Here is a 13,155-nt window from a genome sequence, read left to right as displayed (position 1 = left end):
CACCCGAGGAGCGCCGCATGCTGAAACCCGAGATCGACAGCCTTGTCCCGCACGTTCCCTTCAATCGCCGTACGTTCATCAAAGCCGCACTCGGCACCGGCTTCGCCGCGGCTGTCATGCCGGTTTCCGCACAAACCATCCATACCGATAGCGACGGCCTCGAAGCCGGCGAGATCGCCGTTCGTTCCGGCGACACGCTGGTGCCGGCGTATCGCGCGCAGCCGAAGGGCAAGACGCATCTGCCGGTGATCATCGTCGTCCATGAGATTTTCGGCGTGCACGAACATATCGCCGACGTGTGCCGTCGTTTCGCCAAGCAGGGTTATCTCGCGATCGCGCCGAATCTGTACGAGCGGGAAGGCGACCCGACGGTCTACACGAGCATGCAGCAACTCAACGAACAACTGGTCAGCAAGGTGCCGGACGAGCAGGTGCTGGCCGATCTCGACGCGACCGTCGCGTGGGCCGGACAGAACGGCGGCGATCTGAAGCGGCTGGGCGTGAACGGGTTCTGTTGGGGCGGCCGGATTGCGTGGCTCTATGCCGAGCACAATCCGCAGTTGAAAGCGGGCGTGGCGTGGTACGGCCGCGTGACCGGCGCGAAGAACGCGATGACGCCGAGCAATCCGCTCGATCAGGTGGCCGACCTGCACGCGCCGGTGCTGGGCTTATACGGCCTGCAGGACCAGAGCATTCCGCAAGACACGCTCGAGCAGATGAAGCAGGCGATCGCGCAAGGTCCGCAAGCCGGACGCGGCTCGCAATTCGTCGTGTACGACGACGCGGGCCATGCTTTCTTCGCCGACTACCGGCCGAGTTACAAGAAGGGCGACGCGGAAGATGGCTGGCGTCGCGCGCTGGTTTGGTTCAGGCAGCATGGAGTGGCGTGAGCGTCGGGTCGTGATGCTCCTGGTATCGTCAGCCTGACGTAGGCTGACGATAATGCCTCACCGCTGCCACTAACCTGTTATGGGTTCGCGCCCGTCGCGACGGGACGCTTCGGGTCCGCGCTCCATTCGCTCCACGAGCCCGCATATAACGCCGCGCCGTGCAGGCCGGCGATTTCCATCGCCAGTGCATTCACGCAGGCCGTAACGCCCGAGCCGCATTGCAGCACAACGTGTTCGGGCGGCGTGTCGGCCAGCAGGCCGTGAAATTCTTCGCGCAATGTATGAGCTGGCTTGAAGCGGCCGTCGGCGGTGAGGTTGTCCTTGAAGAAGCGGTTGAGCGCGCCGGGAATATGGCCGCCCACGCGGTCCAGCGTCTCGTTCTCGCCTCGATATCGATCGTTCGCGCGCGCGTCGACCACGACGCGTTCCTTCGAGCCGAGATTGCGCTCGACCGTCTGCACGTCTACCGTCACCGAGAGCGGCGCGCCGGCCTTGAAGTCGCCGGTGTTTTGCGCAGGAGCATCCTGTGTGAGCGGTTGACCGGCCGCTTGCCAGGCCTGCAGTCCGCCGTCGAGCAGCGCCACCGCATCGTGACCGAGCCAGCGCAACAGCCACCACGCGCGGGCCGCGTACATGCCGCCCTGGGCATCGTAGGCCACCACTTGCTGGCCTTGCTTGAGGCCGCGGGATTCGAGCGTTTCGACCAGCCGTGCGCGATCCGGCAACGGGTGGCGGCCATTCGCACCGGTCTTCGGGCCCGACAGGTCGCGGTCGAGATTCAGATAATGTGCGCCCGGCAGATGCCCGGCCAGATAGGCTTTTTCGCCCGCCTCCGGGTCCGTCAGTTCGAACCGGCAATCGATCAGAAAGACGCTGCCTGGCGCGGCGCTCAGACGCTCCGCGAGATTGGCCGCGGAGATCAGGGTGGTGTAGTGAGTGTGGGGCATGATGTCTCCTGAACAGGCGATGACGGCTCCGTTCCCGCGGCTCGTCGCCGCCGGCGATGGCCGAACGATTCCGTCAGTCTAAACAAAAAAAGACGGACCGAAGTCCGTCTTTCCTGAATCGAAGCGGCTCAGATCGCGCCGAGTTCGCGTCGCAAGAACTCGTGGAAATGCTGCATGCCGTCTTCCATCGGGCTCTGATACGGGCCGACCTGCGATTCGCCGCGGTTCATCAGCGCGCGGCGGCCTGCGTCCATGCGTTCGGCGATCTCGTCGTCTTCGCGCGCCGTTTCCATATAGGCGGCGCGCTCGGCTTCGACGAACTCGCGTTCGAACAGCGCGATTTCCTCGGGGTAATAGAACTCGACCACATTGGTGGTTTGCTGCGGACCGCGCGGAATCAGCCACGACACGACCAGCACGTGCGGATACCACTCGATCATGATGCCCGGGTAGTACACCATCCAGATCGCGCCGAATTCGGGCGGATTGCCGCCGCGAAAACGCAGCACTTCGTCGTGCCATTTGCGGTACGTCGGGCTGCCCGGCTGCTCGAGATCCTTGTGCACGCCGACGGTCTGAACGCTATACCACTCGCCGAATTCCCACGTCAGATCGTCGCAATTGACGAAGCTGCCCAGGCCCGGATGAAACGGCGCGACGTGGTAGTCCTCGAGATACACCTCGATGAACGTCTTCCAGTTGTAGCTGCACTCGTGCACTTCGACGTGATCGAACATGAAGCCCGAAAAATCGAAATGCTGCTTGGTGCCGAGGCGGGCGAGGTCGTGCGCGACGTCGCGACCCTCGGCCTCGAACAACAGACCTTGCCAGTTCTGCAGCGGCGTGGCGCCGAGATTGAGGCACGGGTTGTCCGCGAAATGCGGAGCGCCGAGAAGCTGACCGCTCAGATCGTACGTCCAGCGATGCAGCGGACAGACGATATTCTCCGTCCGGCCGCTGCCGTTGAGCATGATGGCTTGCCGATGGCGGCACACGTTCGACAGCAGTTCGACCTGCGACTGCTGGTTACGGACGAGCACACGCCCTTCGCTCTCGCTAGGCAAAGCAAAATAATTTCCCGCTTCGGGCACCATGAGATCGTGGCCGATGTAGCGAGGACCTTTCTTGAAAAGGGTGTCGATTTCGCGCGTAAGAAGCGCTTCGTCAAAGTAAGCCGTGACTGGCAGCTGGCTGTGAACAGACCGCAACTGCAATGCATTGCTCAGATTGGACATTCCCACTCCCGATGAAGACGTGAAAGCAGTGAACAACCCAACCATCGAAGATTCGATTTAGGGAGCCCGCGATTATACCTGGTTCCCCGTTTCAGGGGCGCTTAAGTGCCTGATTTGGGTCAAAAATGTCAAGAAAGTTCGAGACTTCCGTCGCAGACTAATAGATTTTTTTCTGCGAGACTGCGGGGGCGGAGTGCCCGGGCAAACCGCGCGCCGGTAAGGCGGAAGGCTGCGAGCGGATCGGAAAAGGCGCTTTTGCCGTAGAATGTCCGACTTGTTTTAATTTTGCGACTATTCATGGCGAAGACCGCGTCGAAAGACCCAACTGCAGACTCAACCGCAGACCCAACTGCAGATTCCCCTGCAGATTCCCCTGCAGCGTCCGCGGGTGGCGTCGACAGCGCGCTGTCGCCCGAGAGCTTGCCCGAAAACTACGAAGCCGCGCAGGCCGAACTCGAAGGGCTGGTGGCGCGTATGGAGAGCGGCAATCTGAGCCTCGAAGAGTCGCTCACCGCCTATCGGCGCGGTGCGGCTCTGGTGGGTTTCTGCCAGCAGCAGCTCGAAAAAGTCGAGCAGCAGGTCCGCGTGCTCGACGGCGAGACGCTCAAGCCGCTGCCCGTGAATAGCGCAGGCACAACAGCCGCTGCCGACAGCGGGGACGACCTATGACATTCGAACAATGGACACGCTCGACGCTGGACCGCGTCGAAGCGGCACTGGAACATTACCTCCCCACCGAGGCCACCGAACCGGCCACGTTGCATCAGGCCATGCGTTACGCGGTGCTCGGCGGCGGCAAGCGGGTGCGCCCGCTGCTGTGCCACGCGGCCGGTGAGCTGACCGGCGCGCGCGCCGAGTGTCTCGACGCCGCGGCGGCCGCGCTGGAAATGATTCACGTGTATTCGCTCGTGCACGACGACATGCCTTGCATGGACGACGACGCGTTGCGTCGCGGCAAGCCCACGGTACACGTTCAATATGACGAAGCGACGGCGCTGCTGGTCGGCGACGCGCTCCAATCGCAAGCTTTCGTTGCGCTGACATCGGACGTGCTGGCGTTCGTTCAACAGGCTGCGCTGGTGCGGGAACTGGCGTTGGCGAGCGGCTCGATCGGCATGTGCGGCGGTCAGGCTATCGACCTCGCGAGCGTGGGACACGCGCTGTCGCGCGCGCAACTGGAAACCATGCATCGCATGAAGACGGGTGCGCTGCTGCGCGCCGCGGTGCGCATGGGCGCGCTGGCGGGCGAAGCGCCGGATGCCGACGCGATGCGTGCGCTCGACGCCTATGCCGCTGCAATCGGTCTTGCGTTTCAGGTGGTCGACGACATTCTCGACGTCACGACCGATTCCGCGACGCTTGGCAAAACGGCGGGTAAAGATGCGAAGGACGGCAAGCCGACCTACGTATCTATCATTGGTCTGGAGGCATCGCGTGCGCTCGCAGCGCAACTACGCGCCGATGCCCACGCTGCGATTGCGCCGTTCGGCGCACGGGCGCAGCGCCTGGCCGAACTGGCCGACCTGGTGGTGAACCGGGTCAGCTAAACGCGAAAGCCCGCCGCCTTGCAGCTTCGCGAGGAGCCGCATGTATGAAGTGCGGGCGCGTAAGTTTTCCTACAATGGAACGACGATGTACGACTTGCTGAAAACCATCGACGACCCGGCTGCCTTGCGCCGCCTCGATCGCCGTCAATTGCAACCGCTTGCCGACGAGCTGCGTGCTTTCGTGCTCGACAGCGTCTCGCAGACGGGCGGCCATCTTTCGTCAAACCTCGGCACGGTCGAGTTGACCATTGCGCTGCACTACGTGTTCGACACGCCGCGTGACCGGATCGTCTGGGACGTGGGCCATCAAACTTATCCGCACAAGATCCTGACGGGTCGCCGCGAGCAGATGCCTACGCTGCGTCAGTTCGGCGGCATCTCCGGTTTCCCGAAGCGCGACGAGTCGGAGTACGACACCTTCGGTACCGCGCATTCGAGCACCTCGATTTCGGCCGCGCTCGGCATGGCGATCGCCAGCAAGCTGAAGGGCGAGAACCGCACCGGCATCGCGGTGATCGGCGACGGCGCGATGACCGCCGGCATGGCCTTCGAAGCCATGAACAACGCGGGCGTCGAAGACGACGTGCCGCTGCTGGTCATCCTGAACGACAACGACATGTCCATCTCGCCGCCGGTCGGCGCGTTGAACCGCCATCTGGCGCGTCTGATGTCGGGCCGCTTTTATGCCGCGGCGCGTGCCGGCGTCGAACGCGTGCTGCGCGTGGCGCCGCCCATGCTCGATCTGGCGCGCAAGCTCGAAGAACACGCGAAGGGCATGATCGTGCCGGCCACGCTGTTCGAAGAGTTCGGCTTCAACTACATCGGCCCGATCGACGGTCACGACCTCGATTCGCTGATCCCGACGCTGCAGAACATCAAGGAATTGCGCGGTCCGCAATTCCTGCACGTGGTCACCAAGAAAGGCCAGGGCTACAAGCTCGCCGAAGCCGATCCGGTGCTGTATCACGGGCCGGGCAAGTTCAATCCCGCCGAAGGGATCAAGCCGGCCACCACGCCGTCGAAGAAAACCTACACGCAGGTGTTCGGCGAATGGCTGTGCGACGCTGCCGAACTGGACCCGCGTGTGGTCGGTATCACGCCGGCCATGCGTGAAGGCTCGGGCATGGTCGAATTCGAGAAGCGCTTCCCGGAGCGTTACTTCGACGTCGGTATCGCCGAGCAGCACGCGGTGACGTTCGCCGGCGGTCTCGCCGCGGACGGCATGAAGCCGGTGGTCGCGATCTACTCGACCTTCCTGCAACGCGCTTACGACCAGCTGATTCACGACGTCGCGCTGCAAAACCTGCCGGTGGTGTTTGCGATCGACCGGGCGGGTCTGGTCGGCGCGGACGGCGCTACGCATGCGGGCGCTTACGATCTGGCGTTCCTGCGCTGCATCCCGAACATGACGGTGATGGCCGCATCGGACGAAAACGAATGCCGTCAGATGCTCTACACGGCATTGCAGCAGCCGAATCCGACGGCGGTGCGCTATCCGCGCGGCGCCGGTACGGGCGTGGCAACCGTCAAGCAGATGACGGCGCTGCCGCTCGGTAAAGGCGAGATCCGTCGCGAGACGTCGCAGCCCGCCGGCAAGCGGATCGCGATTCTGGCGTTCGGCACGATGGTCGCGCCGTCGCTGGCTGCGGCCGAGCAACTGGACGCCACGGTGGCCAACATGCGCTTCGTGAAGCCGCTCGACGCCGCGCTGGTCCGCCAGCTGGCCGAGACACACGACGCCATCGTCACTGTGGAAGAAGGCTGCGTGATGGGCGGCGCGGGTTCGGCTTGCGTCGAAGCGCTGCTGGCCGAAGGCGTCGCGCGACCGGTGCTGCAACTGGGCTTGCCGGATCGCTTCATCGATCATGGCGACCCGGCCAAACTGCTCGCCGACTGCGGTCTCGACGCGGCCGGTATCGCCCGCTCGATTCGCGAGCGCTTTCTGACCGGCGGTGCACTGGCTGGTCAATCGACGGTGAAACGCGTCGCCTGATGGCGGGCGCGTTCGGCGTCGTCTTTAACGTCATCGCTGTGAACGTCGACTAGCAGCGTCGACTAGCGACTTCTCCATCTCGACGCGATGAACCTTCGGGTTCATCGACCGACGCCGGCAGGGGCCGGCGTTTGCCGTTGCGCGCGCTGCCCATCGCCTGCCGCGCACGGTTGCCAGGCGTCGTTCTCCCTGACCTGGGCGTTGCCAGGCCGTCACGTTGCGTACGGCCAGCCTCCCAAGCTGCGGAAAACCGGACGACCCGGCGTCTTCCCGAAAGGACAAAAACCATGAACCAGATGAACCCCGCCTTCGTGATGCCCGACGTGCAGAGCACGCCCGACACGCGTCAGATTCCTATCCAGCGCGTCGGCGTCAAAGGCGTGCGTCATCCGCTGACGGTGCGTACGCCCGGCGGCGAAGCGCAACCGACGGTCGGCACCTGGAACCTCGACGTGCATCTGCCCGCCGACCAGAAGGGCACGCATATGTCGCGCTTCGTCGCGCTGCTCGAGGGCAACAACGCGCCGCTCGAACCGGCCAGTTTCCGCACGCTGCTCGTCGAGATGCTGGCAAAGCTCGAAGCCGGGGCTGGGCGCATCGAAGTGTCGTTCCCGTATTTCGTGAACAAGACCGCGCCGGTGTCGGGCGTGCAAAGCCTGCTCGACTACGAAGTCACGCTGACGGGCGAAACCCGCAATGGCGCGACACGGCTGTTTCTGAAAGTGCTGGTGCCGGTAACGAGCCTGTGCCCGTGCTCGAAGAAAATCTCGCAGTACGGCGCGCACAACCAGCGCTCGCACGTCACGATCGACGCCGAACTGGCCGGCGACGTGGCCGTGGAAGAACTGATCCGTATCGCCGAGGAAGAAGCGTCGTGCGAGCTGTGGGGCTTGCTCAAGCGCCCCGACGAGAAGTTCGTCACCGAGCGCGCGTATGAAAACCCGAAGTTCGTGGAAGACCTCGTGCGCGACGTGGCGCAGCGTCTGAATACCGATGAACGCATCGTGGCTTACGTGCTCGAAGCCGAAAACTTCGAGTCGATTCACAATCACAGCGCCTATGCGGTGATCGAGCGGGATAAGCGGGCGGTTTGAGCGGGCGGAATTTGCCTGTCGTACACGTTGAAAAGCCGCCCGGCTCAAACCGGGCGGCTTTTCTATTTCAGCGTGCCAGCGAGGTCAAATCCCAGCGCGGCTTTACGGTGAATGCGTAGTCCTTGCCCGACTGCTCCGGCCAGCGCTGCAGGCGCAACGCGCCGGCAAGCGCGATCATCGCGCCGTTGTCGGTGCACAGCGAAAGATCGGGGTAATGGACGTAGAAGTTGCGCTTTTTCGCGGCCGCCGAGAGGGCCTCGCGCAGTTGCCGGTTCGCGCCGACGCCGCCTGCGACTACCAGCCGGTTCAGCTTGGTGCGCTTGAGTGCGGCCAGCGATTTGGCCGCCAGCACGTCGACGGCGGCATCGACGAAACCGCGCGCCAGATCCGCTTTGTCCTGCTCGCCGATATTTGCGCCGCCCAGCTTCTTCGCCTGCGTGAGCACGGCGGTTTTCAGCCCGCTGAAGCTGAAATCGAGGTCGCCGGAATGCAGCATCGGACGCGGCAGCACGACTGCGCCCGGTGTGCCGGATTCGGCCAGTCGCGAGACTTCCGGGCCGCCCGGGTAGCCGAGGCCGAGCAGCTTGGCGGTTTTGTCGAAGGCTTCGCCGGCGGCGTCGTCGAGCGTCTCGCCGAGCGTCTCGTAGACGCCGACGTCGGTCACGCGCATCAGTTGCGTATGGCCGCCGGACACCAGCAAGGCGACGAACGGAAACGGCGGCGGCTCGTCGACCAGCAGCGGCGACAGCAGATGCCCTTCGAGATGGTGAATGCCGATCGTCGGTTTGTCCCAGGCCATGGCCAGCGAGTTGGCGACACTTGCGCCTACCAGCAACGCGCCCGCGAGCCCGGGGCCTTGCGTATAGGCGATCGCGTCGATCTCGCTGCGTGCCGTGCCGGCCCGCTCCATGACTTCTTCCAGAAGCGGCAGCGCGCGCCGGATGTGGTCGCGCGACGCCAGTTCCGGGACTACGCCGCCGTATTCCCGATGCATCGCAATTTGCGAATGCAGCGCGTGCGCGAGTAATCCGCGCTCTGTGTCGTAGAGCGCGAGACCGGTTTCGTCACAGGAGCTTTCGATGCCGAGAACGAGCATGGTGCGCGATGCCTGGTAAGCGGTGAGTGAGGACTGAGCGAGCGTGGCGCGGTCCTGCCAAACGCAGGAAATGGCAGGAAACCGCGATTCCAGCGGCCGGGCAGCGGAAAAGACAAGCCTGAAAGTATAGCAGCGCGGCCAGAGCGCCGCGGACGCGCAGGTACAATGCGGCCCCATGGAATCCTTTGACATAGCGGTAATCGGCGCGGGCGCAGCCGGCATGATGTGCGCGGCCGTGGCCGGCCAGTCGGGCGCGCGGGTCGTGCTGATCGATCACGCCGAGCGCCTCGCGGAAAAGATCCGCATCTCCGGCGGCGGCCGTTGCAACTTCACCAATCTGCATGCCGGCCCGGCGAATTACCTGTCGGCTAACCCGCATTTTTGCCGTTCCGCGCTGGCGCGTTACACGCCTCGCGACTTCATGGACTTGCTCAAGCGCCATCACGTGACGTGGCACGAGAAGCACAAGGGGCAGTTGTTCTGCGACCAGTCCAGCGAGGCGGTCATCGACGTGCTGAAGCGCGAATGCGACGCCGGGCGCGTCGCGTGGCGCATGCCGCTGTCGGTCGACCAGGTTCGGCAGGACGCCGAGCACCGCTTCACGCTGGACACGCCCGCCGGGCCGATCGGCGCGCGCGCGTTGATCGTCGCGACCGGCGGGCTGTCGATCCCGAAGATCGGCGCCACCGACTTTGCGTACCGGCTCGCCAAACAGTTTGGCCACAAACTGATCGACACGCGGCCGGCGCTGGTTCCTCTGACGTTTGCCGCCGCCGACTGGGAGCCGTTTTCGGCGCTATCCGGCGTCTCGCTGGAAGTGCAGCTCGCAACCGGCAGCCGGAAAACCGTCGCGCAATTCAACGAAGATCTGCTGCTGACTCACCGCGGTCTGTCAGGCCCCGGCGTGCTGCAAATCTCGAGTTACTGGCAGCCGGGCGAGCCGCTTCACATCGACCTGCTGCCCGAGCGGGACGCTACGGCGGCGCTGCTGGAAGCCAAAACCGGCACGAAGCGGCAAATCGCCAACCTGCTCGCGGAATGGGTGCCGCAACGGCTCGCTCATGTCTGGCTGGACACCCACCAGATTCCCGCCGATGCCCGCGTGGCCGATTTGCCGGACAAGACGCTTCGGCGTATTGGCGAGGCGCTGTCGCGCTGGACGTTGACGCCCAACGGCACCGAGGGCTACCGGAAAGCGGAAGTGACGCGCGGCGGCGTCGACACCCGCGAACTCTCCTCGGCGACGATGATGAGCGCGCGTGCCGCCGGCCTGTACTTCGTCGGCGAAGCGGTAGACGTGACAGGCTGGCTCGGCGGCTACAACTTTCAATGGGCGTGGGCGTCCGGTGTGGCGGCCGGTCAGGCGGCCGCGGAGTACGCCCGGGCAGCCTGACGCGCAATGGCTTTGCAGGCATGCTCTGCTATACTCCTGAACCTTCACGAGGTTCGGTTTTCCACAGGAAAGCGGGCATGGCAGCGGTTCGGGTGTGGTGAAACGCAACGGCCGGCCTGCTAGCAAACCACCCAAAAGTTCTACAGATTCTGGCGTTGCCGCGGTTCCGGTTTAGCGGAGCAGCAGCATCCAACCGGCGCCGGCGCAACAATGTGCCGGCGCGGAAAACACGGCCCTTTTCGGGTCAGTCGGCCGGGTCGCATCCATTACGCAAGTCGCGCACATCGTGCCAACCCGCTTGAGGAAGCTGTCCCAAGCGGGCGTTCGTGTTCAGCGTGTCGATGCGGTCCGCCGGCGGTTTTTTCAAATTCCAACGCATTCGGGTGAATCATGAGTCTCAAAGATCAGATCAATGACGATATGAAAGCCGCCATGCGGGCGCGTGAAACCGAGCGTCTCGGCACGATCCGCCTGCTGCTGGCCGCGATCAAGCAACGCGAAGTCGATGAACGCATCACGCTCGACGACACGGCCATCACCGCCGTGGTCGACAAGATGATCAAGCAGCGCAAGGACTCCATCAGCCAGTTCGAAGCCGCCGGCCGCACGGATCTGGCGGACAAGGAAAAGGCCGAGCTGGCCATTCTCGTGGCGTACATGCCGGAGCAACTGTCCGACGCGGACATCGCCGCCGAAGTGCAGGCCGCGGTCGCGCAAACCGGCGCAGCCGGTCCGCAGGACATGGGCAAGGTGATGGGCGTGCTCAAGCCGAAGCTGGCCGGTCGCGCCGACATGACCGCCGTCTCCGCGCTGGTCAAAGCCGCGTTGACGAAGTAATTCCCGTATTTTTCGAACTCCCCATGCCGCTTCTGGCGGCGCGTCGCGGTTCGAGCTTTTCAGGTTGCGTCATTTACCGTGATTCCTCCGTCATTTCTGCAGGACCTGCTCAACCGCGTCGATATCGTCGACGTGGTCGGCCGGTATGTGCAGTTGAAGAAGGGCGGCGCGAACTTCATGGGGCTCTGTCCGTTCCATAACGAGAAAAGCCCGTCTTTCACCGTCAGCCCGACCAAGCAGTTCTATCACTGCTTCGGCTGCGGCGCGCACGGGACCGCCATCGGCTTTCTGATGGAACATGTCGGCTCATCGTTTCCCGAGGCGGTCAACGAACTCGCGCAATCGGTCGGTCTCACCGTGCCGAACGAGCCGTCGCCGGGCTATGGGGGCGGGGGCGGCGGCGGGGGCGGTTCGGGCGGCTATGCGCCGGCGGCCTCCAGGGCGGTCACCACGGCGCTGTCCGAGGTGATGCAAACCGCCTGCGACTTCTACCGCAAGCAATTGCGCGGCGCGCCCGTCGCGATCCAGTATCTGAAGAAACGCGGTTTGACCGGCGAGATCGCGGCCCGATTCGGACTCGGTTACGCGCCGGACGGCTGGCAGAACCTCGAACCCGCTTTTCCGAACTATCGGGACGATGCGCTGGTCGAATCCGGTCTGGTGATCGTCAGCGAAAAAGCCGACGCGCAGGGGCAGAATCGCCGCTACGACCGCTTTCGCGAGCGGATCATGTTCCCGATCCGCAATGTCAAGGGCCAGGTCATCGGCTTCGGCGGACGCGTACTGGACGGCGGCGAGCCCAAGTATTTGAATTCGCCGGAAACGCCTCTATTTAACAAGGGCAGTGAACTGTACGGGCTGTTCGAAGCACGCCTTGCGATCCGCGAACAGCATTACGTGCTGGTGGTCGAAGGCTACATGGACGTGGTTGCGCTGGCCCAGTTGGGGTTTCAGAACGCGGTCGCCACGCTCGGCACGGCCTGCACGCCGGTTCACGTGCAAAAGCTGATGCGCCAGACCGATACGGTCATTTTCAGCTTCGACGGCGACTCGGCCGGCCGGCGCGCGGCGCGGCGCGCACTGGACGCCTGCTTGCCGCACGCGGCGGACAACCGGACCATCCGGTTCCTGTTTTTGCCGTCCGAGCACGATCCGGACAGCTATGTGCGCGAATTCGGCACCGAGGGTTTCGCCGAGCAGGTCGAGCGCGCGATGCCGCTGTCGCAGTTCATGCTGAACGAGGTGCTGACGGGCAAGGAGCTGGACCAGCCGGAAGGTCGGGCGCGGGCGTTGTTCGACGCCAAGCCGTTGCTGCAGGCCTTGCCCGCCAACGCATTGCGCGCGCAGATCATGCACATGTTCGCCGACCGGCTGGATGTGCCGTTCGACGAGGTGGCCTCGCTGTGCGAAGTCGACTCGCGAATCGCCGCCGCGGCCCGTGCGGCGCCGGCGCGTAAAGACCGCCGCAGCGTGACCGGCATCGAAGAGAAGACGCTGCGCAATCTGGTGATGTACCCGCGCACGGTCGGCGTGCTCGACGACGAGGCGGAGCAGGCATTGCTAACCGTCACCCGGCACGGCGAACTCTTCGAGGAAGTGACCACGCATGCGCGTGCCTTGGGCGATTCGGCGGAATTCCAGTTGCTGTCGGACCTATTGCGAAATGGCGCAAATGCCCCAACTTTCGAGGAAATCTTTCGCAAAATTCTAGACTATGATGAAAACGTCCGGGATTTGCTGCTGAAAGACCCGGAGGATGCGACCGTTATCGAGGAACGGCGCGAGCAGGAACGGATCGTCGGCGAGGAATTGAAGGCGGCGATTCTGAAGATGCGGTACGACGCTTATTGCGACCGTCTCGAGCAGCTTTCCCGGCAATCCCGGCACACGCCGGAGGAGTTCGCGGAACTCTCGGACCTCAATCGCAAACGGGCCGACATGAAGCGCCAGCTCGGCCTGTAAATGGGTCGATGAGCGGGCACTGAAACGGGCTGAAAGGCAGGTTCCAGGGCGGGCTTGCACCTAGGCCCGCAAGCGGGGAGACGGAAACCCGGGTGGTACAATCGAAGGTTTCTAGCGGTCTGTTTTTCAAAGGTTTTCCTAGCAAAGGCGAAAGGCGATGC

11 protein-coding genes are annotated in these 13,155 nt (G+C 64.0%); 8 read left to right on the top strand and 3 right to left on the bottom strand.

The genetic code is table 11. The features are described from left to right. The first annotated feature begins 17 nt into the window (after window positions 1-17). Window positions 18-890 (top strand): dienelactone hydrolase family protein, encoded by an 873-nt coding sequence (locus tag FQ746_RS26805; protein ID WP_144112816.1) that lies wholly within the window; start codon window positions 18-20, stop codon window positions 888-890. Between the two features lie 77 nt (window positions 891-967). Here the strand turns inward: FQ746_RS26805 and FQ746_RS26800 are convergent, their stop codons facing one another. Together FQ746_RS26800 and FQ746_RS26795 are read right to left on the bottom strand one after the other, a co-directional pair. After that, entirely contained in the window at window positions 968-1,837 is an 870-nt protein-coding gene (locus FQ746_RS26800) for a sulfurtransferase (RefSeq protein WP_144112815.1), read from the bottom strand. Between the two features lie 128 nt (window positions 1,838-1,965). Next, entirely contained in the window at window positions 1,966-3,072 is a 1,107-nt protein-coding gene (locus FQ746_RS26795; RefSeq protein WP_144112814.1) for an aromatic ring-hydroxylating oxygenase subunit alpha, read from the bottom strand. A gap of 297 nt (window positions 3,073-3,369) precedes the next feature. Between FQ746_RS26795 and FQ746_RS26790 the strand changes: the two genes are divergently transcribed. The 4 genes from FQ746_RS26790 to folE2 all read left to right on the top strand — a co-directional run bounded on the left by FQ746_RS26790 (window position 3,370) and on the right by folE2 (window position 7,706). Next, a complete protein-coding gene (locus FQ746_RS26790; protein WP_144112813.1) occupies window positions 3,370-3,741 on the top strand; it encodes an exodeoxyribonuclease VII small subunit in 372 nt (123 codons plus the stop codon). Beyond that, entirely contained in the window at window positions 3,738-4,619 is an 882-nt protein-coding gene (locus tag FQ746_RS26785; RefSeq protein ID WP_144112812.1) for a polyprenyl synthetase family protein, read from the top strand. Before FQ746_RS26790 ends, FQ746_RS26785 begins: the two co-directional genes overlap by 4 nt. Before the next feature lie 85 nt (window positions 4,620-4,704). Beyond that, window positions 4,705-6,612 (top strand): 1-deoxy-D-xylulose-5-phosphate synthase, encoded by a 1,908-nt coding sequence (gene dxs / locus FQ746_RS26780; RefSeq protein ID WP_144112811.1) that lies wholly within the window; start codon window positions 4,705-4,707, stop codon window positions 6,610-6,612. Between the two features lie 287 nt (window positions 6,613-6,899). Continuing rightward, complete coding sequence (gene folE2, locus FQ746_RS26775) at window positions 6,900-7,706, top strand: GTP cyclohydrolase FolE2 (RefSeq protein ID WP_144112810.1); 807 nt, start codon at window positions 6,900-6,902, stop codon at window positions 7,704-7,706. Between the two features lie 67 nt (window positions 7,707-7,773). Here folE2 and tsaD read toward each other — a convergent pair whose 3' ends face one another. Continuing rightward, complete coding sequence (gene tsaD / locus FQ746_RS26770; protein WP_144112809.1) at window positions 7,774-8,802, bottom strand: tRNA (adenosine(37)-N6)-threonylcarbamoyltransferase complex transferase subunit TsaD; 1,029 nt, start codon at window positions 8,800-8,802, stop codon at window positions 7,774-7,776. A 175-nt stretch (window positions 8,803-8,977) separates the two neighbouring features. Between tsaD and FQ746_RS26765 the strand changes: the two genes are divergently transcribed. The 3 genes from FQ746_RS26765 (at window position 8,978) to dnaG (ending at window position 12,994) form a co-directional block, all read left to right on the top strand. Then, entirely contained in the window at window positions 8,978-10,195 is a 1,218-nt protein-coding gene (locus tag FQ746_RS26765) for an NAD(P)/FAD-dependent oxidoreductase (RefSeq protein WP_144112808.1), read from the top strand. A gap of 390 nt (window positions 10,196-10,585) precedes the next feature. After that, window positions 10,586-11,032, top strand: a complete 447-nt coding sequence (locus FQ746_RS26760) for a GatB/YqeY domain-containing protein (protein ID WP_144112807.1) — start codon at window positions 10,586-10,588, stop codon at window positions 11,030-11,032. A gap of 78 nt (window positions 11,033-11,110) precedes the next feature. After that, window positions 11,111-12,994: a DNA primase gene (dnaG, locus tag FQ746_RS26755; protein WP_144112806.1), complete on the top strand. Its 1,884-nt coding sequence runs from the start codon at window positions 11,111-11,113 to the stop codon at window positions 12,992-12,994. Window positions 12,995-13,155: the final 161 nt, after the last annotated feature.

Origin of the sequence: Paraburkholderia sp. BCC1886 (genome assembly GCF_900996245.1) — a bacterium.
In the GTDB taxonomy this organism is placed as follows: domain Bacteria; phylum Pseudomonadota; class Gammaproteobacteria; order Burkholderiales; family Burkholderiaceae; genus Paraburkholderia.
Note: the sequence above shows the minus strand (reverse complement) of the source record. Positions and strands in the feature narration are given on the sequence as shown.